The sequence below is a fragment of the Glaciecola sp. MF2-115 genome, assembly GCF_047250385.1.
In the GTDB taxonomy this organism is placed as follows: domain Bacteria; phylum Pseudomonadota; class Gammaproteobacteria; order Enterobacterales; family Alteromonadaceae; genus Glaciecola.
Genome location: NZ_JBLBVM010000048.1, coordinates 12,758 through 38,661, shown reverse-complemented (window position 1 = coordinate 38,661; position 25,904 = coordinate 12,758). Strand labels below are relative to the sequence as shown.

The window sequence follows — 25,904 nt, the reverse complement described above, 5'->3', positions numbered from 1 at the left end:
TGCTTAATGCTATTTGCTCGAACCACACTCGTCTTCACAAGTTTTACAGCTTTTGCACAAACGCATATTTGTGATGTGAGCAGCAATAATTAGAAATGCACCAATCGCGATGGTAAATGGCTCATATTGTTCGCCAAAGATATCTTTGTTCCAATAAATTAAGCCGCCTAATACCAAAGAATATAAAGGGTAGAGTTGACGATGATACTTGTGAAAGCCTATGAACAAGGCCGCAAAGCCTATCATAATAGAGAAGCTGAGTATCATGCGCTCAAACCAAACTTCCGCAAAGAAACTACTTGCGACTAGTGGTGCAATAGGGAGTAACAAGGGAAGGAGTAAGCAGTGGACTGCGCAAAGGCTAGACACCCAAATACCGATGCGATCCAAAACGACATTTTCCGTTTTCACGTCGACATTAGCTTGAGCAGGCTCAATAACACCAGCATCTTCACTTAGTATTTGTGGCTTCAGTTCAGCTACTTTGCTGTTCATTTACTCTTCTCTTTAAACTGATTAGGATCGGCTCATTGCCAACTAGCGTTATAATATAACATCTAAAAGGAAGAGTGTAAAAGTATTAAATTTGTACGAGTGTATTTTTTATTAAACTACTGAGGAGCGATGTCCGAAGTAGGAAGATTAGTTTCTTTCGCAAGTCTTGGCTGCTCAAATTGATATTCACTGATTGAACCGTCACCAGCTAAATACTCACTCACGGTGATCAACTCAATATCGTCAGGTAAATTGGCTAACTTTTCTTTTAAGAATTCAATACTAACAGCGTACGGATGTGCAATCCCTATCACCGAGCCATTACGTCGAGCCTTTCGAATTAGTTGCTCAAATTGTTTTTCAAGGAAGGCTTCAGTAGCGTAGTGATCAAGAAAGACATGTCTTTGTGCGCTTGCCACGCCTCTTTGCTGTGCAATTTTCAACGCTTTTGTGAATTTGGTGGTACGGCTATCAATGAAGTACAAATTATTATTACTTAACACATCCATCACGGCATTCATTTGTAAGGTGATTTGGGTCAACTTACTGCCCATATGGTTATTCACACCTATGGCGTGTGGAACTGACTCCAATGCTAGCAGTAAATTACTTTCAACTTCCTTGGGATACATACTCGCAAGCAAGGCTCCATCACCTAATGACTCTCCATGTAATGACTCCATTGGCATGTGGAGCATTACTTCTCGACCTTGATGGAAGGAATAAGTTGAGTACTCTGTTGAGAATCTGGTATGGGGTAAAATTGAAAAAGTTACTTTTTCGGAGAGAGCAAAAGCGTCGGCATCAGCTCGTTTATTTCCGATGTCGTCTATAATGATGGCAATCTTGGCCTTTTTTTGCTTATAGCTTTGGTATTGCTTTACTTGTTGTGAACTTGCTATATGCGAATTCGCTAGCTTTGCATTCACAATACTGCCTTTAACTTGGCTATTTTTAGTTAATAGCTGAGCGGCATTTACAAATAAGCTGACAGAAGCCAACAGCACGACTATTGTTATTTTTTTTAGCACACTTATTCTTCACTTTTTATTACCAATTGCATATCTGGTAACACAAGTTGATTGTTATTATTATTAGTCAGTTATAGGATATCAATGGTCTGCAAAAATTGCACCTAAATGAAGGTAAAAAGTGTAATTTAGTCAAAAACACCAACGTTGCTTTTTTCTAAATCGCTGAATGCACTGTATAACCTGACCTGCAGAGAATCGGTGGCATAGCTTATTTTTTGAATGCTGTGCTAAAAAGTAAAATAGCAAATTAAGTCACCACTAGAATCGTCAATTTAATGTCTATTTTTAATACATTTAGACAAACAAAGCCTTTTGACCTTGCTTCATGGAAAATGAGATTTACCTCAAAAACAAAGTACTTGCACATTTTAGGAGTCAGTAATGGCGACACCCGAAGAAATGCTACAAACGATGATAAGTAACCTCCCTGAAAAAACAGGTAAATCATTAGATGAATGGCTTAAGTTAACTACAACGAAAGGCTTTGCGAAACATGGTGAGTGTCTTAAGTACTTAAAGTCTGAGCATGCGGTCAGTCATGGCTTTGCTAATCTTATAGCTAGTAAAACACTGGAAGCAAAGGCGCAACAAACAGGTGCGGTTGAGGTAGACCCATTGCAAGCCCAGTACTCAGGCGCAAAGGCGGGATTAAAACCTATTTATGACAAGATAATCACTCAGGTAACAAACTTTGGTCCTGACCTTGAGATCTCTGTGAAAAAAACCTATGTCAGCTTGCGCAGAAACAAGCAATTCGCATTGATACAAGCGTCAACAAAAACCAGAGTCGACCTAGGCTTGCAATTACCAGGAACTCCAGTAACTGATAGACTTGAGTTATCAGGTAGCTTTAACAGTATGGTGTCGCATCGTGTGCGATTACAATCCCCAGAAGATGTTGATTGTGAGTTGATTGATTTACTCGAAATAGCTTATGACCGAAATTAATTGGCGCGCTCTAAATTGAGTCTAGTTGATATCGCCAACTAGCATAGGTCAGAAGGCTTTCATTCCATATACCACTGCGATACACTAAAGCGCGGGAAATAAAAAGAATAATTATCATATGGAAATGACGCAAACGTCTAAACTACTTAGAAGAACTTCTAAGGACATATCACAGCGCTCAATCGCTGGCATTTTAATATATCCGATTTTTTGGCCGCTACTAGCTTACGGTAGTGATTTTGATAAAAATTACCCGACTACAGTTTTAACTCTCACTATTCTTCATATTGTCATCTCAGCAGTGCGCTTGGTGCACGTTTATTTGCATGAAAAAATTCCAGAAAGCTCCCTTGGTTTGTGGATGAAAGTTTCATCTACTTTGGTTGTTTCTCAAGGTGCACTTTGGGGGCTCATGTTCGCAGTCTCGTTATTAAGCCCAAATGAGCAGTTTCAATTTTTTATGACGATGTCTTCAGCTGGTGTCGCAGCCGGCGGCACAAACACATTCGCACCCAATAAGCTTTTAGCTGGCGCATTTGCAATAGTGCTACTATTACCTACGATGGTAGTGACACTATATAGTCAAGATTATATTGTCTCCGCAATCATCCTTGCGTATTTATTCTATATTTTTGGATTATCACGCAACCAATATAATGAATACTGGCGCTCCATAAAAAATGAGCTATTACTCGAAAAACAATCGCGTACCGACTCTTTGACTCAACTCGATAACCGCCGTTTCTTTGATGAGAAGCTTGATGAACTCTGTCACCTAAGTTCACGAAATCATGAAATTTTAGCCGTTATTGTGATTGATTGTGACCACTTCAAATCTATCAATGATAACTATGGCCATGATGTCGGTGATCTTTGCTTAAAACATATTGCTGACACTTTAAAACAAGCCTTACCGAGAGCAACCGATGTTTGTGCTCGCTATGGTGGAGAAGAGTTTAGTGTCTTACTACCAGGGACAGACAAAGAAGGTGCCATTCGCGTTGCAGAGCGGATTCGTCAGAGCGTAGAACAAACACCACTTTGCTACAAAAAATTCGTTATCGAAATGACTGTTAGCATTGGCGTTACCGCCCATCACATCAACAAATTTCAACCTGAACTTCCCAAAGAACTATTTAAAGAAGCCGACGATGCCTTATTTCAAGCTAAAGAAAAAGGCAGAAACCGCTGTGTCTTTTATAGCGAATAAATTAGCTAATTAGGACAATTACTCGACTATGCCAGTCGATACGGATACAAACCTACCAACGGTCTAATATCCAATAAACGGCCAAGCCACCGACTACGACTGATAAAAACTGAACACCATACCAACAGTAGTGTTTATTCTTTCTTAGTTTTAACAATATTGGCAGTAGTAATAATAGAATTGCGATTTGGCCAAGTTCCACACCTAAATTAAACGCCACAACACTCAGCAGTTGATGTTGATCGGAAAGGCCCAATTCAGATAATGCCCCCGCGAAGCCCATGCCATGTATTAAGCCAAACACAAACGTTATTAGACTCAACTTATGAATGAACGGGAATATATTATTGACCACATTAAATAAAATTGATGCGGCGATAACCACTTCAATCCAAGACCCCATTGTCGGTATTAGTCCTAAGGCAGTGCCTGAGAGCGTAATTGAGTGAGCAAGTGTGAATGAGGTCACAATCCATAGCGTTTTCTTGATAATAGTCCGTGATGATTCAATTCCTTTCCATTCTCCCTTTTCTCTGTAAAGACAGACAGTCAGCAGCAAAGTAAATAGAAACAAAATATGGTCTAAGCCAATTAAAATGTGGAATATGCCCTGATAGATAAAGGTCATGAATGTAAAGAAGATTGAACTCTCGTTTAAATCAAGATTAATGGAGTGCTGAGTGTTTTTATCGTCCATGATAAATACATGCTCTTCTTGTTCTAGTTGAACACGAAAGATTGCTTTGTGATTTGCTGCAGCCTCAAAGAGTAGCGAGTAGGATATGCGTAATGTACTCAAGTCATCACATTGAGAGGTAAACGGTAAAACTAAATAACTCACACCATTTAACTCTTGCAGCGCTATGTTTGCATCAAAATTCAATGCGCAAGGTGAGTCTCCCATAATCAAGCTCATACCACTGGAAACATAAGCCTGAACGCGGTTTGTACTGCTTTCAATTTCTCCCCAAGTTAATTGTCCATCTAAATCTAAATCCAGATTGAGAACTTCTTTTAAATCGAGGATATCTAATTTTACTTCCCCGTCGAGTTTGTGTTCTTGATCTACACCAATGGAAACATATGTGGTACTCAACTCATGAGCGTTTAAACTACTTGAAAATAAAAGTAAGAAACTCAATACCATTACTGACTTAATCATGAAGAGTGCCCTGGTTCGTTTTGCTCACTAAGGTCGTTTGTATTTTAGTTTGGGTCATCGATAGTAAATCCTTATCTTCCAGAAGCTTTGCTTGCTGCCAGTTCACCAAGGCCCATTGATGCGCGACTTCGTAATTTTGTTCAATATGAAAATAGTAGAGAGCAATATCAAAAGCATGCTCCTTATCTTGGCGCGCCTCTCTTAGATCAACTCTAGCTTTAGCCTGACTTCGCCAATAACTCGTCTTTGCGCCAATTTCTTGCTCGGCAATCGCAAGTCGCAGTATTAAAGCGTCATCTTTAACATTGCTTGCATTCACTACTTTTTGAACCTGTGACATCACTTCAGTCGGTCGAGCTAATTCCAGCTGTATGTCCGACCAAAGTACCCAAAAACTTAGCGGCAACGTCTTATCTAAAAACGGTGATAATAATTGATCTGCCATCAGAGTATTACCATTTGCTTTCACTAAGCTGGCATAAACTTCAGTAATCCAAATTGATAGTTCATCATCCTTTGGTACTTGGTTTTCTAATAGCATTGAAAGTTGCTTAACACTTTCTGTCAGCTTGCCGTCTTGAGCAGCAGCATTCAATGCACATGTCGCCACGATAGTTTGGTCTGTGCTTAATAGTAATTGTACACACATTTTTTTCGCCATTTCCGCATCTCCTAATACAGAATAAATATTGGAGAGCAATAACGTAGCATTCACATGGCCCGGATCTATCTGTAATACTCTAAGTAACAAAAGCTTACTTTCTTCAAAGCGATGGTAGTGCTGCTGAATAACGGCATCAAAATACAGTTTCTGTGCCTCTGATAAATCGCTTGAACTTGCCTTCGCTAGCAAACTAGATGCAATCGAATAATTTGCACTATTACCTGGATAAATTGCTTGTTCTAGTAAATTTACTAGTTGTTCACGAAAGGATTCCTCGGTCGTCTTCGTAGCCCATTGAGCAACAACGAAGTCTTTAGAAATTGGGATGAAAGGTTCGGATGCGTCACTTTTGTTAGATATAAAACTGAGAGCAATGAAAAAGTAAATACTGGTTTTCATAAGTGAGTAATCCTTGCTACTGAATAATTTGCTGTGTGTTAAAAAATAATTTTGGTGAAAAAAGATGCCATCCTTGGCAAAACTGCTTTAATTCCCGTCGATCAAATCTTGATAATCTGTCTGATCATTAGTGTCTTTGATAATAACTCGGCCATTCAGTCGCAATGGCGAATCACTTTCTGCAGCCGCAAATGCTTCACGGCTGTAGCTTAAAAAGGACACTTCAAGGGCTTCAATAGTAATGCTTACTGTCGCTGAAGCCTCTAGGCCACCTGCATCTTTAACAACATAGGTGAAGGAATCGCTTCCAGTCACTTCATTGAAAGGTTGGTAGGTGTAGCTCCCTGAGCTATTCAAAGAGATACTGCCCAACTGCGGTTGAGTGAACAACACGAAGGTAAGTGCATCTCCATCTGGGTCAGAGCCCGAAAGCTGATCAGTAATTGGCACCTCTGTTTGTGTCAACAAATTCACCGATACAGCTGAAGGCGCTTGATTGGGTGATACTGTTTCAAAGTTGGTATCGTCACTGTCAAAACAAGCAGTCAGACTCATGACTCCAGCAATTAAAACACCTACTTTTATTGCGCTTTTTTGAATTTTCATCATATTCTCCTCAATAACAATTATTCAGAACCAGCTATTGGTGCAGCAAGGTATGGGAATGTTGTCATCATCATATTAGCGTTGCTTGGTGCGCCATCTGTGAATGGTACGTTACCAACACTCGCATCTTCTGGAGTACAAATACCTAGGTTAGTTGGTTCACCCGCAATTGGGATTGGGTGACATAAAGCGCCCATCACAACACGTAAAGCGATATCAACAACATCATCACCAGGTCGACGACCATTAGGGAAGCCTGCAAGATCATCACCGGCAACACCAAATGGGCTTTGCTCAGCGGCTACTGTTGCAGATATTGCAGTATTTAAACGCAGCATTTCAGAAGGTGTGACTATTTGCATTTGGTTTACACCTTCAAAGCCTGTCAAAAACGCTGTGACTAAATCGACTCTTGGGAAGTTAGTTGGCGCAAGTGTTTCTATATTCGCACCCAACGTTGTATTTACCGCGTCTCTGAAAAGTATATTCAGTAATTCTGGTAACGAAGGATGAGTCACATAATCAGCAAATTGACCATCGTTTTTTGGATGTGAAGACGAGAACTTATCTTTGTCTTTAATACCAATCACTAGCTCATTCACCAATGGCGAACCTAATCGAGATACTTGTGTTAAAGCACCACCATTTACTTCTGTTTTATCAAAAGTAGGATTTGGGTTTAGGATCCTTGCTTGTGGCAAGCTTGCTGTAGTCCAAGCACCAATAGTGCCATTTCCTTCACCAGTAACACACGCTTTTGGTACTTCGATAGCAATACTCGTTACGTTCTTATCCGCTAGATTATCATTTGCAGAGGCTTGCGTAATACCACCTGGAAAGCCTTCACCATCGCCGTTACCAGGAGCACTATCGCCTTCAACGGGTACATAGTTGACCAAATCAAAGGTTTTGCCTAGGTTAACAACGAATGGGTCTTTACGCTGTCCAACGAACACGCGAGCTGCAGCTTCACAACCTGGTATTTGCACGTTGTAAATAAAGCTGTTTGCATACTCGGAGTAACCAGCAGCACTAGTAAAGGTTTTGTTACCGATATAATCGAGCGGCTTTTTGAAAGCTGCTCCTGACGCAGTAATCGATGTTTTTGTACCTGTACTCATTTCACCTTCAACTAAGGTTAGATCATAGGTCTCGGCAAAATTCGCATTCGCATCACTTTGTGCACTGATGCCGCCAACATTAATTAGTGGCACTGCGACAGACTTTTGATTACCTTCTGGACCAACCATAAGGGCAACGCCTTGATTATCGTTAGGTAAAGACTTAGCAAAGTTAAATGCAAAAGTCATATCTTCAATAGCATCACCGTCATTATCGATATGAATACTGTATGTTGCTTCTGGATCCATTGCGAAGTAGTTAGGGCCGCCATAAGCATCTTGTAGAGGAATATAATTTGCAATCATCGTGACATAGTCACTACGACCTTCTTCATAACTGTTAAATATATAAAAATCCGTTGAGTCTAATGTCGGAAATCGAGTGATGTTTGGTGCTTCGCGGTGACTTGAAGCATTGACAAACCCTGAGGCCAACACTGCAGCTATCGTTATTGCTAATTTAGAAACTTGTTTGTTTTTCATTTGGTTTTCCTTTGTTTTCTAAGTATGAATTAAACATTCAGAAAGCCAAACGCGTGAAACTTTAGATTGGATGCAAAAAAGATTAATATTTTTTTAAAAAAAATGGAGCAGCACTGAAGGCTGCTCCACAGAAGGGTTTACTAATTATAAATACGCGAGCTCTGTTGCATAAAGCACTTCAGTAGGTGCACCATTTGGTGAACCGCCCTTAGGTTCCTTACTAACTGCAATCGCAGCAATTTCTATATTGTCAAAATCACTCGGTTTTGAAAGATAGAACTCACCTGACTGCTGCATCACACCCAGTGAAATAGGTGCGGCTCCTGAAGCTGGAACAATCCATAACTGATAGTCATTGTTCGCTAGTCTTGGTACCGATGCCGTTACTTTCACTCTTATTTCAGTGCTCAGTACATCAATTGACCAAAGCGCTTTTTCATCAGCACTGTTTATGACAGCGATACTCTGGGCTTGTTGCGGTGCAACTGTGTCCAAATTAGTTGAAACAACAACGGCAAGTATCAATGCTGCAGCTGTCGCCAAACCTGACCACCACTTCCAAGCAACATTAACATTACTGCTTGATTTGCTACCTTGTTTAATTTGCACAACGTTACTGTTGCTGGTATCTAATTCGGACCGACTTTCAGCACTATTCGCAAAACCTAAACGTTGGCGTATATTTTGTAAAACGTAGTCTCTTGGCTGAATCGGCTCTAAGTGCAAAGCCATTTCATTCAAATGAGCTTCCCAATAACCAATTTCTCTTGCGACATTCTCATTTCCAAATTTTAGTGACTCAAAACGTTCTCTTGCTTTGCCTCGTAATGTGCCGAGAACATATTCGGCAGCTAAGGCTGATATAAGTTGTGGGTTTTCATAATTCATAAACCTAAACACCTCTGTAAACTTGTCAATCCTCGTCTAATCCAACTCTTAATCGTGCCTAACGGAAGATTTAAATGGGCCATTACTTCAGAATGAGAAAGGCCGTTAAAATATGCTAAATGAATAGCTTGTCGCTGCTGCTGCTCTAGCTCGTTCATACATGTTTCAATTTTGATATCATACTGAGACTCTTCGATATCTTCTGAACCTAACTCGAGGATATTCTCGTCGGTCAGGGTATCTTCTTTCCTTACTTTTTTGCTTCGAAGCATATCCAGAACACGATAACGCACGATACTCACCATCCACGTAAGTACGGTGCCTTGCCCCTCTTTATAATAATCTGCCTTGTACCAGATACTCACATAGGCTTCTTGCACCGCTTCTTCTGCGCTATCACGGTTCTTTAACATCTTGAGGGCAACAGCAAAAAGTTGCCCACTTGTAAGCCCATATAACTCATTAAAGGCGTGTTGGTTGCCTGTAGCAACTCTCCGTAACAAGACCAACAATTCTTCGTGTTCCATAGAATTCCTTAGTGACGTTCATAGATCCAAACGGCTAAGCAAAGCGATTGGATGCAAAGAATTAAAAAAACTGATTCACTATAAGCGTATCAAGTAAATCGTGTATATTTGAATGTTCAGGTATTATTCATCAACAGTACCCTAAAGTATTGTTCGTATATTAATACAGGTTTGCGGCTGATAGTCCATTTTTAAAAGGAAGTGATATGAGAACAAGCAACTGTCCACAAAGAGTCAAGTCAAAACGAGTGACAACTACAATAGTCTTGAGCATCTTCACTTCTGCATGTTTGTTTGCCAGCCCTGTCTGGGCTGATTCAGACGCTACTCAGCCATACTCGAACACCTCTGTGCTGGACAAAGCTAAGGCGCTAAGTGCACAAGGCAAGCACACCGATGCCTTTAAGTTACTCAAAACTATCCCAAAAAGTGAATCTAGCTACTTAGCCATGATCACGAATTTAGCCAGTATTGATTTAGATGATGCAGAGGAAACAGCGGATGAAGCCGTCGGCGCATTTCCTAACAGTGCTGAGCTTCACTTTCTACGTGGCGTAATAATGGGGAACCAGGCTCAAAGCTCAATATTCAGTGCCTTATCCTATGCCGAAAAATCCCTTAATAGTTTTGTAAAAGCAAGTCAGCTTGAGCCAACAGAAATTAAATACCGCAAATCGCTCATGAGTTTCTATCTTGTTGCACCCTCAATTGCTGGCGGGGATGAGAAACTTGCTTTAGAGCAACTGAAAGCAATTCAAGACGCTGACCCCTTCGAAGGAACGTCATCTCAAGTGATGTTTTTCCGCATGAGCGGTCAAGCAGAGAAAGCTGAAGAAGCTCTCGTGCAGGCGATAAGCACATACCCTGATGAAATTAGTTTCGTGTTTCAATTAGCGAGCTTTTATGCGCAGGAAGAAAAATATGTGCAAGCCATGCCTCTATTTCAAAAAGCAGCAAACATGCCTTCACCGGAATTTGCCATTAATGAAACAACAGGAGAAAGCGAAGACATTTTTGTTCGAAATGCGAGTGCCAAATTAAACGCTTTATATCAAATAGGACGGACCGCTGTACTTACTGAGAAAAATACGACGGAAGGCCTTGCGGCGATGGCGAAACTGCAAGCGGCGATTGAGCATACTAAGCTCGATGATGAACAACTTCCTAATATGGAATGGGCTAAAGCCAGGATTGCAGAGCTTCATATTCAGTCGGGAGACAAAAAAGCCGCTTCTGAGCTTTTGGCAAAAATTGCATTTGAAGGTAATAAAGATTTAAAGAAACAGGTGAAGAAATTAAAGAAACGATTGTGAGGCTTCTGTTATGCGAAGCTTTGATAAAACGAAGTTTTGATACAGCTGAGTTTTGATACTGCTGAGCTCGAATACTGCTGAGCTCGGATACTGCCGAGCTTGAATACCGCTGAGCGTGGATAATGTTAAACTTGCCCAATATGAGTGTTAGGCATTGGCTGAGCTGAGGAGACCGACTTACGCAGTCTGCGAGATTGAATTGCGTGAGAGCTCTATCCATATTGGATTTAGTTTAGCAATTTCCAATTGCTCTTCCAAAATACTCGCTAAATGCTCTTTTGTAGTCAGTGGATTGGCTAGCACAACACGAAAAACAGTAATCACTTCGTCATTATATCTTTCAATTTCAATGCGCGTTCTTGATACAAAGGATTTACCCGCTTCACGCTGTTGCTTCTGTACTGCAACCGTTAAGCTATCGAGTTCTTGATTGATACCTTTAAATTCGCTTTCCGGCATTTTTGCTAAATTCACTAGATTACGAGGCCGCAGACGATAGGTAAGCAATGACAAAGTGGGTTGTGTCATTAGTTCAAAATCAGGATGTGCCTCAATCATACTGGCAAATTCCAACGCCAATTCAATGCACTTGTTGATCAGTAATTCGTAACCACGGCGACCGAAAATATGTAGCGAAGAATAAACCATCATCGCCATACCGTTGCGTGAACCTTCGAGTGTGGTAGCTCCTAAATCTTTAGAACCCTCACGTAATATATACTGTGCGTGATGACGCACGGCATTGCTGTGTTTAGGATCTTTGAACAAGGCCATGCCCGCGCCCATTGGTACATACATTTGTTTGTGCGCATCAATGGTCACTGAATCTGCTTTTTCGATGCCTGCCAGCTTGCTACGATAGCGCTCCGAGAATAACGTCGCGCCACCCCACGCTGCATCAACATGAAACCAACAGCCTAACTCTTTGGCGACGTCCGCTAATTCATCCAAAGGGTCGACATGCCCAGTTTCCGTTGTTCCTGCGACACCGACTATCGCAAGTAGCTTATTTCCACTTTCTTGATAGGCTTTACCTAGTTTCAATGCTTGTTCTGGATCTAGCTTTTGTGTCGGGCTGTGCACGGTTAACATATTGTCTCGGCCAATTCCAAGTACGTCGACCGTTTTCGATAAGGAATAGTGCCCTCGATTGGAGGACATGACACCAATATTCTCGTAACCATAATGCTTATAAGCAGCTGCTAAACCAGCCTTCGCAACGCCAGGGAATTTGCCATCTGGCGATAAAAGGTGATTTCGAGCAATCCAAAGCGCAGTGATATTTGCCACCGTTCCACCCGAGCAAAAAGCCCCAAGTGCATGGTCAGCGCTATGCAAATATTCCTCATAAAAGTTATCGCTTTGTTGGTAAATCAAATTATGCATCATGCCAAGTGTTTGTCTTTCAAGAGGTGTGAACGCTTTTGAAGTTTCGATTTTGACTAGATTTTGGTTCAGGCCAACAAGCAGTTTGGCTAAGGTTAAATGGAAGTAAGGTAATGCCGACGTCATGTGCCCAATAAATGTTGGCGCATAAGTATTAACCGAATGCGCAACGAGTTTATCTAGCAATGATTCCGCATGTTCAGAAACAAATTCAGGACTGTCAGGAACAGCAGCGCTGAAGAAATCTTTTTCAATCTCTTCTAAAGAGGTCTTTTTGGTGACCACATGCTGAGAAAGGAAATCCGAAATATTGTCGGATAAATGCCTTTCTATTTTGGCTAACGTTGAATCACTGTGTTCTGGCTTAGTAAAAACCCTGAACAAATGATCTAAGCTAACTTCTGCTTTTGACAAATTGTAACCTTAGCGAAAACTTTTGAGGGCGAACTTTAACCCACTTCTACGTTAATACCAAGATACCGGATGCGACAATTACTAACAAATTAGCCGAAATTGCGCTAAAAACATTCGATTTTCTTTAAAACACTAAAGACATTACGCACCAAGCTGATATATATTGAACACACGTTTAATTTTTAACCTAAGCAAATTACAGGCAAGGTACTTAAATGGGTCATCATCAGGTCGAAGTAGAATTTAAAATGGAACGCGTTGTTCCTTACTTTCAACCAATCATGAACTTACAGAGCAACCGAGTATGGCGATACGAATGCTTAGCTAGATTGCTGGGTGATAAAGAGCACATTTTCCTTCCCAGTGAGTTCTTAACAATAGTCGAGCAAAAGAACTGGAATGAGGAATTAACGCACCATATATACGAACAAAGCCGGCGTTATTGTTTTCATCGCAATATGCCTTGGAGCATTAATTTAGGTGACTCAGACTTAAGTAATGAAGCATTAGTTGCCTGGCTCATTCACTCCCATCAAGATTCGACGAGTACCCTGTTTGGCATAGAAATTTCCCAAACGACGCTGCAAAATAACTATCCTGTCGTTATTCACTTCAGGGATAAATGTCCAAACCTAGCGATTATTGTGGATGACGTATCAAGCGCTAGTGATCTCTTAAAAGAAGCATTAACACTGAATATCCAAGCCATTAAACTGTGTGGTTCACTCGTTAACGACCCAAGTATCAATCGAAGTAAATTGGCCGAGTTTGTTGATTTGTGCAAAGCGAATGACACCAAGCTAGTCGCTGAACATATTGAGGATGAAGCGACGCTTGATTTAATGACGTCGCTTGGTGTTGACTATGGCCAGGGCTTCTACCTATCGTCGCCATCAGCGAGCGTTTGAAGCTCCCAACAAGTTTGGCCTGACTCTGTATATTTACGTTCAAAGGGCGTGATTGGCTCGCCAGATACTTCTGCAATTTCACTTTTCACCCCTTGTAATTCCAACGCAAGTTGAAACTCTTGAAGATAAACCAACCAATTACTTCTAACTTCAATATTCTTTGAACAGGCTAACAAAGCAATAAACGATGGGCTTGCATGCCAGCGCTTTTGTACTTGCGCTTTTTTAGGATAAGGGTTCGGGTAAAACACACACTGTTTCGAAATATTCCACTTCGCTACTTTGACTTGCTCGGCCATTAATCGCCAGAAGTCGTTCAAATCAGCCTGAAATACTCGAACATTATCATCGACACTTTGCTTTGCTTGTTGCTTATAGTGTGAATGCTTGTCCAAGCGAGCGACTGATTTGTCGACGCCTATGATCTTTGCGTTCGGATAGCGCTGGGAAAGCACAAGACTACTTTCCCCAACACCACAGCAAGCATCGATAATAACGTCACCTTGCCAATTGCCAAGCCATTCAACAGCAGCATCAAAGCTTTCTTGGGTATGCTGAGCAATGGGTTTCTTAAATTGTGAATGCTTGTACTTATTCACAATATCGACTAGGTCTTCGTGTATCCCTGTTTGATTGGTCGTTATTTCTCTTGGGCTTTTTTCCATTAAGAGCGAATTCCTGTGCCTTTCGATAACAAGCGATAAGCCACGGCAAAAAGCACAATGTTGAAGCCAACTAGAATAATCAAAGCCACCACATAGTTCACATCAGCACTACCTAGGAAGCCATAACGAAAAGCATTGACCATATGATAGATAGGGTTGACTTGAATAACACCCTGCCAAAACTCGTTAAACACTTTTTCCAGCATTGAGGCTGAATAGAAAACACCACCCAAATAGGTTAGCGGCGTGAGCACAAAAGTAGGAATAATACTGATGTCGTCAAAATTTTTCGCATAAATGCCATTAATCAAACCGGCCATTGAAAACATGATGGAAGTTAACAAAATAGTTGCAACAATCACTGCATAATTAGCGATTTGGATGTCGATGAATAGTGTTGATACGAAAATGACAATAACACCAATGATGCATGCCCTAGCAACACCGCCGCCAACAAAGCCAAAAATAACAACCCACGTAGGTACTGGTGCAACAAGTATCTCTTCTACGTTGCGCTGGAACTTCGCACTGAAGAAAGATGATGACACGTTGGAATAGGAGTTAGTAATAACTGCCATCATAATTAGGCCAGGAACGATGAACTCCATATAGCTAGAACCGTCTATTGGCCCAATTCTGTCGCCAATGAGCTTGCCAAAAATAACGAAGTACAAAGACATGGTTATGGCAGGCGGAACTAAAGTTTGCACCCAAATGCGCATAAACCTTGTGCACTCTTTTATCCATATTGTCGACAGCGCCGTCATGTTGCGATTACTCATCCTTTGTTCCCCTCTTCTTGATTCGCTTCAACCAAACGCACAAATAACTCTTCCAAGCGATTCGACTTGTTGCGCATACTCATGACTTGTACGTTTTGTTTTGATAACTCTTCAAACACAGGGTTCAGGCCGCTAGCTTTGGGTACATCCACTTCTAAAGTTTGATCGTCATTTGCACGAGACTCAAAACCAGAAATGTTGATTTGTTCAGCACCAGAGGCGATGTCGAATACAAAAGTTTCAACATTCAAAGTTGCCAGCAAGGCTTTCATGCTCGTGTTTTTAACAATCTTACCTTTGTCGATAATGGCAATATTTCGACATAGCATTTCAGCTTCTTCTAAATAGTGAGTCGTTAAAATAATTGTGATGCCTTGCTCATTGATTTTCTTTAGGAAGGTCCACATAGATCGGCGCACTTCAATATCAACGCCGGCGGTTGGTTCATCAAGAATTAACATGCGTGGCTCGTGCATGAGCGCTCGGGCAATCATCAATCGTCGCTTCATACCGCCAGACAGCTCTCGGCCTGCGGCATTGCGTTTATCCCACAAGTCGAGTTGCTTAAGATATTTCTCCGCTCGCTCTTTTGCAATTGAGCGTGGAACACCGTAATAACCCGCTTGGTTAACGACAATTTGAAACAGCGTCTCGAATTGATTGAAGTTAAACTCTTGAGGAACGAGCCCTATGCAGCTTTTAGCATTAACAATATCTGTTGCTAGATCATGCCCAAATATTTCGACACTGCCTTCTGATTTATTCACCAAAGAACTAATGATACCGATCGTGGTGGATTTCCCTGCACCATTGGGACCAAGGAGCGCAAAAAAGTCGCCTTCATCTACCGTTAAATCAATCCCCTTCAGTGCCTGCACTCCGCCCTTATAGGTTTTAGCCAAGCCCTTTATATCTAATGCTTTCATTATTCCTCTCAAGCCATTTTCACTAGTGTGAATATAGTCGCATTGCGCGTACCGCAAAAAGTGGCGCTATTATGCCAAAATTCAAGATGAAAAGTTACCGTTGAATAGAGTAAGTGAGAAACTAAATGGCTTTAGTGACATTTGCCGAGATGAGAAAGTAACTTGGTGATAGTTCAAAAAGGGCAGATTGCCGACATTGACTTGACCTCCGTTTTATAAACACCCAAGGTCGTTACCGCAATGGCGCAATGCTGCTTAAAATAGCGAGATTAACTCGTTTGTTTGCGCTTTGACGACCACAATCATTAGTGCAGTTTGGATTTTATTTAGCTATAACTCAACAAAAGACATTATCATTTTTACTGGGGAAAATGTTATATTGCTATCCAAAGTCTTGTGAGTATTTACCTTTGCAACGCTTCTAGAAATGCTTATAAGTAGCTTGCATATGATTGATTTACTCTAGTGCGCATATAATCTACTCACTCGTGATCACTTTTGTGACTCTTGTTCATAAGATACAGAGATGCTGCAAGTGCAAAAACAGACAATGCTAAGTATATAGCATCGAGCGCGGTTGAAAATTTAATATCAACAACCGCTCTAAAAAACTCGATGATGACCGCAAGAATGACTACTCGAACAATTTTATCTTTCAGCTCATCGAAGGATTGTATGTTAAAAGGGTGTTTGATTTCGCTGGTTTCAGATTCATCAATCGGAGAGATAAATAATCTGTAAATACCAGCACCAAAGATAAGCAAAACAATCGCAATTAGATAAATATCTATGGCTAATATGATGTCTTTAACAATAAAGTCATGAATATCTGGGCTCTCGCTGCCAAAATAATAGTTAATACTTTTAGTAGTTACGCTAATAATGTCAACAGTCCCCACTATGAATAGGACTAACGAACCAAGTAAACTTGTAATTACTGGGATTAGAACCAACAAACGAGAGTTCCATAAAAAGTGTTCGAAAACTGATTCTATTTTTTTCACTAGGTCACGCTCCAACTGAAAACAAAAATGTTTAAAACGCAGCTTTCAGCTGCTATAAAAAGCCATCAATAGTAACTTATTTAAAACTCAAGCCACAATCCCCTTTTATTAATCTGAGTTCGGATAACTTATATCTCCGCGACACATATGCAGCAGCATTTTGATGAGCGAATATATTAGCTTAGGCACAGCTTTCTATCAGTTAAATACCGAATACAATAAAACTTAGGCCCAAGTAAACTACATAGGCAGTCAAGAGTACTGCACCCTCCAATCGATTTAGACGACGCCCCGTATACAAAAACAAAAAGAGTAGTATCGCCGACCCTAGCATCACCCATTGATCAAATTGTAAAATTCTCACGTTTACTGGAAGCGGTTGAAGTAAAGCCGATACACCTAAAATGCCAAACAAATTAAAAATATTACTACCAAGTATATTTCCTATAGCCACATCAGCATGCCTACGCAAAGCAGCAATCACAGAAATTGAAAGCTCTGGAAGAGATGTTCCAACAGCAACTAGTGTTAAGCCTATAACGGCTTCAGAAACGCCTAGATTCTCAGCAATACCAACTGCCCCGATAAGTAATACCTGTGATCCTGAAATCAAAAGTAGTAGACCAATTATTACAGCGGTTAATGTCCAAGCAATTGATTTGGGTAATTCCTGAACTTCTTCAGCCTCAGCGATGTTTAGTTGCGCAGAAGGTGCGTGAATGCGTTCACTCCTATAAGCCCATACTAAATATATCAGTAAAGCAAACAGCAAAAACATACCATCCGCACGACCCAGTGAGCTTCCACCAACTAAAACCAAAAAAAGTATACTAGCAGCAACTACAGTGACAGCATCTCTGCGCAATGCCAAAGGCTTGATTGTCATCGGCGCGATTAAGGCACATATCCCAAGGATGAGGAAAATGTTACCAATATTACTACCCACTACGTTTCCAATAGCAATATCTGGCTGTTGATTTAAGGCTGCATTCACAGAAACCACCAACTCTGGTGCTGAGGTTCCGAAACCCACAATAACCAGACCACTTAATAGTGGCGACACACCAAAACGCTTGGAGGCTGCTAAAGACCCCCGAATAAGAGCCTCTCCTCCAAGGGTAAGTAAACCAACGCCGAGTAATACAAAGAAAAGGTTAACCATGATTCGTAGACTCCTAGTTTAAATTTCCATAAGCCTGCAGAAAATACACGTTAGATGTAGGTTTTAATATCACACCTATACCGTAACAATACAGCTCGTCACAATATCTTCTTAGCTTAGGAAAAGAAATAAACTTCTCATGAATTTTGTATAGCGAATTACTATATTGAGTCGCGGATGCGACAGAGTCTGTCAAAAATTCACTTTTTAGCCGTTTAAAAGCATATGTACACCAATGCTTGCTCCGTATCCAAGAGCAATTGCAGGTGTCCATTTCAAATGGCTGAAGAAAGTGTAATGACCACGAGCTTGCCCCATCAATGCAACACCAGCAGCAGAACCAATCGATAGCAAGCTACCGCCAACTCCGGCTGTTAACGTGACCAACAACCATTGTGCCTCACTCATTTCTGGGTTCATTGTTAAGACAGCAAACATTACCGGTATGTTATCTACAATTGCAGATAGAACACCCACTAAAATATTTGCATTCAGCGCCCCTAATTGCCCATACATAAATTCGGATGTCATGCCTAAGTAGCCCATGAAACCTAAGCCGCCAACAGCTAAAATAACACCATAAAAGAAGAACAAGGTGTCCCATTCGGCTTGTGCAATTTTGTTGAAAATATCAAATTTGCCGTAGCTACCATGTGGTGTTGAACCTGGCGACGCATCAGGATCTTGTTCCCAATCTTGTGACTGTTGTTTTAGGTAGAAAGCGAACAACTTCAAGTAAGCAAAACCTGTCATCATGCCGAATACTGGTGGCATATGCAGTACAAGGTGGAAGCTGATTGCGGTTACGATTGTTGCTAAAAACAAACCAACAATGACTAAGCCGCCTTGTTTGATTTTGAATGCAGGAGCATAAGGTTCTGTTGCAGGCTTACCTGAAGGCAAAGCAAAGCTAATGATAAAAGCAGGAATTATGTAGTTTACTACAGAGGGAATAAACAAATTAAAGAATGTCCAAAATTCCAAAATTCCTTTTTGCCAAACCATTAAAGTCGTGATGTCACCAAAGGGACTAAATGCACCACCTGCATTTGCCGCAACAACAATATTGACACAGGCTAAACCAATAAACTTAGGTTCATCTTTACCAACCGCCATAATGACAGCACACATCACAAGTGCGGTTGTTAGGTTATCCGCAATAGGCGAAATAAAGAATGCTAAGATGCCGGTTAACCAAAATAGTCCTCTATAACTTAGACCCTTGCGCACCAACACATCCCGAAGTGCATCGAAGACACCGCGTTCAAGCATGGCATTGATATATGTCATGGCAACCAGAAGGAAGAAGAAGAGCTCTGCGTATTCTAAAAAGTTGTGCCTTATCGCGTGTTCTACCAAGGTTTTATCTGTCTGGCCTAAATAAGCGATAGCAATTAGTATCCAAATAATCCCCGCTGCTAACAAAACCGGTTTCGATTTTCGTAAATGAATTTTTTCTTCTAAAATGACGAACACATAAGCAATGACAAAAACAGTAAGAGCGATAAATCCATAAGCAGAAGCGGTCAAGTTCAGATTAGATGCAGCAATTTCGCTTACTTGTTCTGTGGCCATGACAGAAAAACTCGCACATACAGACATTATTAGCGCAACGACAACGCGAAAACTCATTTTAGACTCCATTTGGATAAGGGTTTTGAACTTAAATATTAATGATTTAAGCTGACAGCATAAGGGAACATCTACAGTAGAATATAAGACAATAGTCTAGCCAGGCCTTTTTCTGCGCGGGATTCTACTACAAGTTGCCCCATCGTTCTGATCTTTATATCCTTTTCTTAATAGCGTTTATTCATAAACGAAATCAATACTGATTATATTGTGAATAAAGAATCGAGGATTGTGTAAAATCAGGGCAAATTATAAGAATTAATTTACAAGGCTTTATTATCAAACCTAAAGAAATACTATTTTTAAGAAAGAGTGAATTTAATGTGGCTTAGCAATAAGAAAATTGTCGATTCTACGATCTGGGAGTATCAAGATTTACTATTAAACTCCAGCCCGAATCATGTCGTTATCGACAATTTATTTGATACTTCCAAGCTTAACGAGCTCACTCAGGTTTTGCATGATAACCGTTCCTGGGAAACTCAAAGGCACACTTATTCTGCCTTGTATGTTGATAATGATAATTGGCAAGGTGCCAAAGACGAGCATCGTTTTGTTCAAAGAGACGTCTGGCAAGGTGAAACTCACAATAGGAACGCCAACAATATAGCCCATTCATTCCTTTCATTTTTACGCGGTGACGAGTTTTTAGCTTTGTTATCACGCATTTTTAACGTGACATTGACCGATAAGAACGTTGCGAACCCGAGAGTAAATACTAACTATTTTCGCTTAGGACCTGCCGATTTTGTTAACCAACATGCTGATGATTCTCCTGGCAGAGAAGTTTGTATGCTGCTGTATTTAAATAAAGATTGGGATGCCAATAGTGGCGGTGACCTGGTGTTTATGGGGAAGAATGGCAAGAGTGTCAGTATCGCACCTTTGTTCAACCGCTGTGTTCTGTTCGATCCTTCTTCTGAAGGGGCTGAGCATTGGGTGAACACTGTGAACGTTGTGAACGAGAATAGTGCAAGTAACTATCGATACAATATAACGAGTTGGTATTGGTCTGAATAGGAAAGGAGTTTTTAGTTAAAGTATAGATACTGAGCATCTTAGATTTCGATTGTTTGCTAAACCGCTAAGTTGATAGAAAAGTAATTTGAAATCGATTGTGCATTTCGAATAAAGAGAACACCCATGATTGCGATGGGTGTTTTTATTTACCTAAAAAAATATTAACTTCATTTCTCAAATGCTTTTTAGCTTGAACCAGCGGTTTGCGCTGCCACTTCAATTTCGTATTTTCGAAGTAAAAAGCGATGTTAAGAGTTTGAAGTTTCACCACCCGCCGGCGGTCTTGTGCCTCCAGATGTTTGACTCGCTGGAGCCGTGCTAGGACTTCTTGGCGTTTGATTTGCTTCTGCTTGTTCTTCAGCAGGAGCCTCTTCAGTGCTTCTATCGTTAACGTGATCTTCTTTTGACATTGTTTTTCTCCAAATGGATAAGTGTTTACGGTCACTAGTTGTTTACCGCGCTAGCGCAACCTTCAAGATTGAGTTGCAACTCCCCACATATCGCTTTTCAAATTGGTGATAATTCTGCAATGTATACTTCTCGCTAAGCGTTTCTACTTGTACTATATTTGTACAGACAATACAAACAAGCATTCATTACTGAGGGAAATCTCCCACGATGACCAACACTGGAAGTAGGATTCAAGTAACCAGGGCGATTAACTTGTTCGAGACGGTTTTCTACTATTTATGTTTATCGATAGTAATCATATTCTTAGCTTTAGGTGCTTTAGGAACCGCCAGCTTAAACAAAGAAGAAGGGCAAGCTATTCAGCAGTACGGCGCTGCCATTTTTAAATATCCTTTACTAAATCGATATGTCATTTTTTCTCACGACGACTCAAGCTTAAAATTACAGAAAATCACAAGTAGTCGTGTTTTCAAAATCAATTCTTGCGATGCTTCAAAGTATGACAGTATCAATGCTCTTTTCGAATGTGCCAATGTAGGTGATGCAAAGAAACTTAGTCTTGGCTTAGAAAAATATGGCAAACTCGGAACATATGAAATAAGCAAAATAGAGAAGCCAAATACTACAGTTGAGGATACGGAAAAAGATAATCAAGAAACTAGTAAAAGAAAGAAACATGATGTTGTTTATCTCCTCCTAGACTCATTTCTGCTTATTCTGTCACTGGGTTTATCACTACTCTTATTTAATAAGGCGCGTCGATTCTTATCTGGCTACTTAATTAGCTTAACTTTGCTATTAGCAGCGGGCGAAAGTAAGTTTTTTTATATTGGTTCGAATGCGCTTGATGCAGGTTTTGTAGAGTCCATACGCATCAGTTTGGCTTTGCTAGTCGGCCCAATTGGCCTCTATTTCTTTCCGCAAGCTGATCACCAAGACTTTTGGCGAAGACCACTATTTTACGCTGTTGTATTTTGCGTTTTACTTATGATTATTAGTTTTCAGCTAATTGACTCAGGTCTTTATTCCAACTCATTTTCTGTTTACTTGGCCAGTATTAGCTTTTCACTGTTTGTGATTGTTTTGCACTTTATTTTTAAGTTTCGCAAAGTGCTAAACATAAAAGAGCGTAAGCAAGTACTCACTATGCTTTTTTGTCTCTGTGTAGGTTTGATATTGTATTTCCCTCTGATGACTTGGGGAGGAAAATATGGCGTATTGATTGGACGCTACATTATAGTGCTAAGTATTGGTTTGGGTATTTTCTTTGCCCTTATGCGTTACGGCCTTTGGCAGGTTAATTCTTTAATTTCTAAATCGGCCACTTTAAGTTTGCTTTCCATAGTGGCTTTTTCTGCATGGGCAGGACTTGATCAAGGTATGCAGGTTTTGCTTAACCAAACCTTGGGTTTGAGTAATAAAACGTTCTCAGCATTTGTGGCGGCAGCTATCAGCTCACTTTTTGCTATTCCAGCCTATCAATATATTTCAAAATCATGTGATGCTTTTTTCAATAAAGACTTACACATGCTTAAACGATTCCTTTCAAAAGATATCTTGGTGCTTGCTGAAACTCAAAAGCTAAACGTATTTGTTAAGCAACTCGGTAATCGTCTACTTGAGTTAAGTGGAGCACACAAAATAGAGCTTAGCTTTATTGACCACAATCGCTTGCCTGAGCCAGTTCGCTTCTCGAGCAGCAAAGAGGAAAAAGAGGAGTTCTATTTCAACAAAGATGAAGTGTTTGATTACCAGCTTGACCAAATCTTAACGCTACACTTTACGCTGCATTTTATAGATAGGCGCATCAACAACGAGATTAAGCATGAATTGTCAGAAGGTACTGATGAAATAGCGCGTGCTCTGGCTTCTTGCACGCGTTGGAATCATTTGGAAGGCTGATGAATGTTTGATTTGAAATAGATAAATGAACAGCACGCTTCTACTCGCTGTTCTTATCCATTAGGCGCTGCTCTCTTCTGCGCCACATAACTTTTGCAAGTTGTTTCATGCTGACGTTTGTATCACTCTCATCAACTATTTGAATACCTAATAAGCTTTCAAGTAAATCTTCCAATGTAAGTAAACCTTCCAAACCACCATACTCATCGACTACAAGCACCATATGAATGCGGGATTTAAGGAATTGATCAAATGTGCTTGAGAGTGGCATATTGCTCAATACCGTTGGCAAGGAGTTAGACAATTCGCTTAACTTTTTATCGCCCTCTCCATTTGCTTTAGCCAGCAGAATGTCCGACTTGATAACATAGCCACTAATGTTTTCACGATGTTCATTCTCATAGATGGGAATACGAGAGAACTCCGTTGGTAGCTTTTCTTCCACAAACTCATTCACCGTAATGGATTCTGGTACTGAAAATACAACGGTCCTGTGGGTCATCGCGTCTTTCACCGATAACTCATGTAGTTGTAATAAACTCTTCAAAAAACGAGATTCTTGCTTGGCTAGCTGTCCTTCCTGACCAGACAATTCAGCCATTGCCAATAATTCACTTCTACTCAGGCCTTTTAATGGGCTCTCTTCGGTAAACCCGCTGGTCATCTTTTCTGACATCTTAACGAAAGGGTATAAAACAATGATGAGGTATTTAAGAAAGTGTGCAGTAATCGGTGCAAGTTGACGCCAGAATGTCGCGCCAAGTGTTTTTGGAATAATTTCTGAAAAGACTAAGATTAAAAAGGTTAGTACGGCAGAAATCAAACCTAAATATGCATCACCAAAAACGGCGGCAGCCTGTGCTCCAGCACCTGCGGCGCCCATAGTATGGGCAATAGTGTTCAACGTGAGAATGGCGGATAGTGGCTTGTTGATGTCATTTGTTAATTTACTCAGGAGCTTACCTGACGCTTTGCCCTCTTTTTCTAGCAGGGAAATGTAAGCTTGTGAAACGCTTAGGATGACGGCCTCTGCAATTGAGCAGATAAATGAAAAACCAAGTGCAATCAGCACATACACGATAAGCAAAAACATAGGACTAGGTGATTCTCAACAATCAAAAAAATGATTGTATCACTTAGAGCGCAGTTATCTCAGCGTTCTAGAAATATTTTCAATATTTCTGATGAAAAAGCTGTTTTGACTAGCGACAAATTAATGTCGGTGACGAGCTCGGATGCTAAATACAATCCAAAAAACAACCAATGCAATTGTCACTACAAGCGCACTAATATTCACTGACGGTAGTTTATTCATGATATTAAAATCGAAGAATTCAGAAATAATCGATAGATAGAAAAAAGCCAAACACACTACTAACGCGCGAGTTAAGTTGCGAGTCGTTAATAAAGTCATGGTATTTACTCCTAGTATATAGCTGCTCTGAGTTTTCTCTCAGGCTTATTATTCTTTAAATTTTTGCATTACTCAGTCGTGTTTTTACTCAGTCAAATCACATTGCTCTAAAAGGCATTGAATTGTAGGAATAAAACGCGTTTTCAGTGACCTGAATAATTTGCGTACTCTGTTATACGCAATAAGATAATCAGAATCAATACCTACGTATGTAAAAATAGACGGTCAATTGCAAACAATATGGGAAGTCAATCTCTTACAGGCCCTATCCATCAAGTCTGACGCAATTTTGCAACAGGCAAACCATGAATACCTGTATAAAAAATAAACCAATACAGCGACTTGCTCAATTATTGAGCGAACAAAAAAAAAGCTACTTTTATTGATGATGAAAATATTGAAAAAAGCCTTTCGGATGGTCTTTGTGAGTTATATCGAGTGATTTCCGACAAATTACTTAGAAAATACTAGTCGCAATTGTCGCAGACTTACTAATATGTCTTTTACAAACAAAAAACTGTATCTAGCGTTTCATCAAGGAGTTCAGTAATTAGTATGCCCTGGCATATCTGCATTTATATACAGCTGTCGCTTTTAGCTCTGGCCTGTATTGTCTTTAATACCAAAATTCTAATGAGAGCCTTAGGGTGCAGCCAGAATAAGCGAGTAATATTAGTGTCTTAATATTTGAGAGCTAGTCAAACCAATAATTTCAGCGTACAATTGTAAGCTGAAATTAAATAAGCCTTTTTAAGCAGTCAAAGTGAAACAAACAGATATCCCAAAAATACACCAATACAGTCAGCTAGAAGAGCGTTTAAATGCCTTAACACACTTCCTCGGTTTCGCATTAGCGGTACTTGGTTTTGTCGCATTGTTATTAAAAAGTAACAGTCCTATAGAATCTATATCATCTATGATTTTCGGCAGCTCCATGGTGTTATTGTTCGGTGCATCAACCCTTTACCACTGGGTTAAAAGCCCTACATTGAAACCAGCACTGAAGCGCGCAGACCATATCGCAATTTACTTGCTAATAGCGGGTACATACACGCCATTTTTATTGGTAGCAATTAGTGGCTGGGTGTCCTTGGTGAGTATCATTACCATATGGACGGTGGCATTGTTTGGCGTTGGTTTTAAGGCTATTTTCAAAGAGAAATATCCAAAGCTCGCTGTTACCACATATGCCGTGATGGGGTGGCTAGCACTGCTCATTATTGTACCTATTTACAAAGCGGTTCCATTGACCGGCTTTGTGTTTCTATTCTTAGGTGGTGTCGCCTACAGCATGGGTATTCCGTTTTACATGGCAAAACACAAACACTACACGCACGCCATTTGGCACTTATTTGTATTACTGGGTGCAGCTTGCCACTTTTATGCAATCTATGCCTTTGTTATTGGGCAAGAACTGGTAAGCTGAAA

The 25,904-nt window shown here is 40.4% G+C and carries 25 protein-coding genes; 7 read left to right on the top strand and 18 right to left on the bottom strand.

What is annotated here, in order from left to right; genetic code table 11:
- Nucleotides 1–9: 9 nt before the first annotated feature.
- Nucleotides 10–495, bottom strand: coding sequence for a MerC domain-containing protein (locus tag ACKLNX_RS07820; protein WP_412971907.1), 486 nt, complete (start codon nt 493–495; stop codon nt 10–12).
- Between the two features lie 116 nt (nt 496–611).
- Nucleotides 612–1,526, bottom strand: a complete 915-nt coding sequence (locus ACKLNX_RS07815) for a divergent polysaccharide deacetylase family protein (protein WP_411693387.1) — start codon at nt 1,524–1,526, stop codon at nt 612–614.
- A gap of 384 nt (nt 1,527–1,910) precedes the next feature.
- Here ACKLNX_RS07815 and ACKLNX_RS07810 point away from each other — a divergent pair, with 384 nt between their 5' ends.
- Nucleotides 1,911–2,477 (top strand): DUF4287 domain-containing protein, encoded by a 567-nt coding sequence (locus tag ACKLNX_RS07810; RefSeq protein WP_412971906.1) that lies wholly within the window; start codon nt 1,911–1,913, stop codon nt 2,475–2,477.
- A 118-nt stretch (nt 2,478–2,595) separates the two neighbouring features.
- Entirely contained in the window at nt 2,596–3,687 is a 1,092-nt protein-coding gene (locus ACKLNX_RS07805) for a GGDEF domain-containing protein (protein ID WP_412971905.1), read from the top strand.
- 52 nt (nt 3,688–3,739) lie between these two features.
- Here the strand turns inward: ACKLNX_RS07805 and ACKLNX_RS07800 are convergent, their stop codons facing one another.
- From ACKLNX_RS07800 to ACKLNX_RS07775, 6 genes are all read right to left on the bottom strand, one after another.
- Nucleotides 3,740–4,849 (bottom strand): HupE/UreJ family protein, encoded by a 1,110-nt coding sequence (locus ACKLNX_RS07800; protein WP_412971904.1) that lies wholly within the window; start codon nt 4,847–4,849, stop codon nt 3,740–3,742.
- A complete protein-coding gene (locus ACKLNX_RS07795) occupies nt 4,842–5,912 on the bottom strand; it encodes a hypothetical protein (protein WP_412971903.1) in 1,071 nt (356 codons plus the stop codon). Before ACKLNX_RS07795 ends, ACKLNX_RS07800 begins: the two co-directional genes overlap by 8 nt.
- Before the next feature lie 87 nt (nt 5,913–5,999).
- On the bottom strand, nt 6,000–6,518 hold the full coding sequence (locus ACKLNX_RS07790) for an Ig-like domain-containing protein (RefSeq protein ID WP_412971902.1): 519 nt from the start codon (nt 6,516–6,518) through the stop codon (nt 6,000–6,002).
- A 20-nt stretch (nt 6,519–6,538) separates the two neighbouring features.
- The gene (locus ACKLNX_RS07785) at nt 6,539–8,122 is read right to left on the bottom strand and encodes a DUF4331 domain-containing protein (protein WP_412971901.1); all 1,584 of its coding nucleotides are present in this window, start codon (nt 8,120–8,122) and stop codon (nt 6,539–6,541) included.
- 144 nt (nt 8,123–8,266) lie between these two features.
- Nucleotides 8,267–9,010: an anti-sigma factor domain-containing protein gene (locus ACKLNX_RS07780; RefSeq protein WP_412971900.1), complete on the bottom strand. Its 744-nt coding sequence runs from the start codon at nt 9,008–9,010 to the stop codon at nt 8,267–8,269.
- Nucleotides 9,007–9,537 carry a sigma-70 family RNA polymerase sigma factor gene (locus ACKLNX_RS07775; RefSeq protein ID WP_412971899.1) on the bottom strand — a complete coding sequence of 177 codons (531 nt, stop codon included), beginning with the start codon at nt 9,535–9,537 and terminating at the stop codon, nt 9,007–9,009. Before ACKLNX_RS07775 ends, ACKLNX_RS07780 begins: the two co-directional genes overlap by 4 nt.
- A 206-nt stretch (nt 9,538–9,743) precedes the next feature.
- Here ACKLNX_RS07775 and ACKLNX_RS07770 point away from each other — a divergent pair, with 206 nt between their 5' ends.
- Nucleotides 9,744–10,850 (top strand): hypothetical protein, encoded by a 1,107-nt coding sequence (locus ACKLNX_RS07770; RefSeq protein ID WP_412971898.1) that lies wholly within the window; start codon nt 9,744–9,746, stop codon nt 10,848–10,850.
- Between the two features lie 177 nt (nt 10,851–11,027).
- Here ACKLNX_RS07770 and panP read toward each other — a convergent pair whose 3' ends face one another.
- Nucleotides 11,028–12,650 (bottom strand): pyridoxal-dependent aspartate 1-decarboxylase PanP, encoded by a 1,623-nt coding sequence (panP, locus tag ACKLNX_RS07765; RefSeq protein WP_412971897.1) that lies wholly within the window; start codon nt 12,648–12,650, stop codon nt 11,028–11,030.
- A gap of 215 nt (nt 12,651–12,865) precedes the next feature.
- On the opposite strand from panP, the gene ACKLNX_RS07760 reads away from it, so the two are divergent.
- Nucleotides 12,866–13,558, top strand: coding sequence for an EAL domain-containing protein (locus ACKLNX_RS07760; RefSeq protein WP_412971896.1), 693 nt, complete (start codon nt 12,866–12,868; stop codon nt 13,556–13,558).
- On the opposite strand, the gene trmB is transcribed toward ACKLNX_RS07760, so the two are convergent.
- The 6 genes from trmB to nhaD all read right to left on the bottom strand — a co-directional run bounded on the left by trmB (nt 13,528) and on the right by nhaD (nt 19,729).
- Nucleotides 13,528–14,223 carry a tRNA (guanine(46)-N(7))-methyltransferase TrmB gene (trmB, locus tag ACKLNX_RS07755; protein ID WP_412971895.1) on the bottom strand — a complete coding sequence of 232 codons (696 nt, stop codon included), beginning with the start codon at nt 14,221–14,223 and terminating at the stop codon, nt 13,528–13,530. The genes ACKLNX_RS07760 and trmB overlap by 31 nt on opposite strands.
- Nucleotides 14,223–15,005 (bottom strand): ABC transporter permease, encoded by a 783-nt coding sequence (locus ACKLNX_RS07750; RefSeq protein WP_412971894.1) that lies wholly within the window; start codon nt 15,003–15,005, stop codon nt 14,223–14,225. Before ACKLNX_RS07750 ends, trmB begins: the two co-directional genes overlap by 1 nt.
- On the bottom strand, nt 15,002–15,931 hold the full coding sequence (locus ACKLNX_RS07745; protein ID WP_412971893.1) for an ABC transporter ATP-binding protein: 930 nt from the start codon (nt 15,929–15,931) through the stop codon (nt 15,002–15,004). The genes ACKLNX_RS07750 and ACKLNX_RS07745 overlap by 4 nt, the downstream gene beginning before the upstream one ends.
- Before the next feature lie 482 nt (nt 15,932–16,413).
- On the bottom strand, nt 16,414–16,935 hold the full coding sequence (locus ACKLNX_RS07740; protein WP_412971892.1) for a YqhA family protein: 522 nt from the start codon (nt 16,933–16,935) through the stop codon (nt 16,414–16,416).
- Nucleotides 16,936–17,137: 202 nt separating this feature from the next.
- Nucleotides 17,138–18,097 carry a calcium/sodium antiporter gene (locus ACKLNX_RS07735; protein WP_412971891.1) on the bottom strand — a complete coding sequence of 320 codons (960 nt, stop codon included), beginning with the start codon at nt 18,095–18,097 and terminating at the stop codon, nt 17,138–17,140.
- 207 nt (nt 18,098–18,304) lie between these two features.
- Nucleotides 18,305–19,729, bottom strand: a complete 1,425-nt coding sequence (nhaD, locus tag ACKLNX_RS07730) for a sodium:proton antiporter NhaD (protein ID WP_412971890.1) — start codon at nt 19,727–19,729, stop codon at nt 18,305–18,307.
- 321 nt (nt 19,730–20,050) lie between these two features.
- Here nhaD and ACKLNX_RS07725 point away from each other — a divergent pair, with 321 nt between their 5' ends.
- Nucleotides 20,051–20,749 (top strand): 2OG-Fe(II) oxygenase, encoded by a 699-nt coding sequence (locus ACKLNX_RS07725; RefSeq protein ID WP_412971889.1) that lies wholly within the window; start codon nt 20,051–20,053, stop codon nt 20,747–20,749.
- Between the two features lie 248 nt (nt 20,750–20,997).
- Here ACKLNX_RS07725 and ACKLNX_RS07720 read toward each other — a convergent pair whose 3' ends face one another.
- Nucleotides 20,998–21,159, bottom strand: coding sequence for a hypothetical protein (locus ACKLNX_RS07720; RefSeq protein WP_411695682.1), 162 nt, complete (start codon nt 21,157–21,159; stop codon nt 20,998–21,000).
- 208 nt (nt 21,160–21,367) lie between these two features.
- Between ACKLNX_RS07720 and ACKLNX_RS07715 the strand changes: the two genes are divergently transcribed.
- Nucleotides 21,368–23,062 (top strand): hypothetical protein, encoded by a 1,695-nt coding sequence (locus ACKLNX_RS07715; RefSeq protein ID WP_412971888.1) that lies wholly within the window; start codon nt 21,368–21,370, stop codon nt 23,060–23,062.
- 40 nt (nt 23,063–23,102) lie between these two features.
- On the opposite strand, the gene ACKLNX_RS07710 is transcribed toward ACKLNX_RS07715, so the two are convergent.
- On the bottom strand, nt 23,103–24,155 hold the full coding sequence (locus tag ACKLNX_RS07710) for a CNNM domain-containing protein (RefSeq protein ID WP_411695684.1): 1,053 nt from the start codon (nt 24,153–24,155) through the stop codon (nt 23,103–23,105).
- Between the two features lie 120 nt (nt 24,156–24,275).
- On the bottom strand, nt 24,276–24,476 hold the full coding sequence (locus tag ACKLNX_RS07705; protein WP_411695685.1) for a hypothetical protein: 201 nt from the start codon (nt 24,474–24,476) through the stop codon (nt 24,276–24,278).
- 763 nt (nt 24,477–25,239) lie between these two features.
- On the opposite strand from ACKLNX_RS07705, the gene trhA reads away from it, so the two are divergent.
- Nucleotides 25,240–25,902 (top strand): PAQR family membrane homeostasis protein TrhA, encoded by a 663-nt coding sequence (gene trhA / locus ACKLNX_RS07700; RefSeq protein WP_411695686.1) that lies wholly within the window; start codon nt 25,240–25,242, stop codon nt 25,900–25,902.
- Nucleotides 25,903–25,904: the final 2 nt, after the last annotated feature.

Excerpts from the sequence above, each read along its gene's own strand:
- ACKLNX_RS07750 (WP_412971894.1), bottom strand. The coding sequence starts at position 15,005 with ATGAGTAATCGCAACATGACGGCGCTGTCGACAATATGGATAAAAGAG.
- ACKLNX_RS07745 (WP_412971893.1), bottom strand. The coding sequence starts at position 15,931 with ATGAAAGCATTAGATATAAAGGGCTTGGCTAAAACCTATAAGGGCGGA.
- ACKLNX_RS07775 (WP_412971899.1), bottom strand. The coding sequence starts at position 9,537 with ATGGAACACGAAGAATTGTTGGTCTTGTTACGGAGAGTTGCTACAGGC.
- ACKLNX_RS07705 (WP_411695685.1), bottom strand. The coding sequence starts at position 24,476 with ATGACTTTATTAACGACTCGCAACTTAACTCGCGCGTTAGTAGTGTGT.
- ACKLNX_RS07770 (WP_412971898.1), top strand. The coding sequence starts at position 9,744 with ATGAGAACAAGCAACTGTCCACAAAGAGTCAAGTCAAAACGAGTGACA.
- ACKLNX_RS07710 (WP_411695684.1), bottom strand. The coding sequence starts at position 24,155 with ATGTTTTTGCTTATCGTGTATGTGCTGATTGCACTTGGTTTTTCATTT.
- ACKLNX_RS07735 (WP_412971891.1), bottom strand. The coding sequence starts at position 18,097 with ATGGTTAACCTTTTCTTTGTATTACTCGGCGTTGGTTTACTTACCCTT.
- ACKLNX_RS07810 (WP_412971906.1), top strand. The coding sequence starts at position 1,911 with ATGGCGACACCCGAAGAAATGCTACAAACGATGATAAGTAACCTCCCT.
- ACKLNX_RS07800 (WP_412971904.1), bottom strand. The coding sequence starts at position 4,849 with ATGATTAAGTCAGTAATGGTATTGAGTTTCTTACTTTTATTTTCAAGT.
- ACKLNX_RS07760 (WP_412971896.1), top strand. The coding sequence starts at position 12,866 with ATGGGTCATCATCAGGTCGAAGTAGAATTTAAAATGGAACGCGTTGTT.
- ACKLNX_RS07785 (WP_412971901.1), bottom strand. The coding sequence starts at position 8,122 with ATGAAAAACAAACAAGTTTCTAAATTAGCAATAACGATAGCTGCAGTG.
- ACKLNX_RS07795 (WP_412971903.1), bottom strand. The coding sequence starts at position 5,912 with ATGAAAACCAGTATTTACTTTTTCATTGCTCTCAGTTTTATATCTAAC.
- ACKLNX_RS07715 (WP_412971888.1), top strand. The coding sequence starts at position 21,368 with ATGACCAACACTGGAAGTAGGATTCAAGTAACCAGGGCGATTAACTTG.
- nhaD (WP_412971890.1), bottom strand. The coding sequence starts at position 19,729 with ATGAGTTTTCGCGTTGTCGTTGCGCTAATAATGTCTGTATGTGCGAGT.
- ACKLNX_RS07725 (WP_412971889.1), top strand. The coding sequence starts at position 20,051 with ATGTGGCTTAGCAATAAGAAAATTGTCGATTCTACGATCTGGGAGTAT.
- trmB (WP_412971895.1), bottom strand. The coding sequence starts at position 14,223 with ATGGAAAAAAGCCCAAGAGAAATAACGACCAATCAAACAGGGATACAC.
- ACKLNX_RS07820 (WP_412971907.1), bottom strand. The coding sequence starts at position 495 with ATGAACAGCAAAGTAGCTGAACTGAAGCCACAAATACTAAGTGAAGAT.
- ACKLNX_RS07790 (WP_412971902.1), bottom strand. The coding sequence starts at position 6,518 with ATGAAAATTCAAAAAAGCGCAATAAAAGTAGGTGTTTTAATTGCTGGA.
- ACKLNX_RS07720 (WP_411695682.1), bottom strand. The coding sequence starts at position 21,159 with ATGTCAAAAGAAGATCACGTTAACGATAGAAGCACTGAAGAGGCTCCT.
- ACKLNX_RS07805 (WP_412971905.1), top strand. The coding sequence starts at position 2,596 with ATGGAAATGACGCAAACGTCTAAACTACTTAGAAGAACTTCTAAGGAC.
- ACKLNX_RS07780 (WP_412971900.1), bottom strand. The coding sequence starts at position 9,010 with ATGAATTATGAAAACCCACAACTTATATCAGCCTTAGCTGCCGAATAT.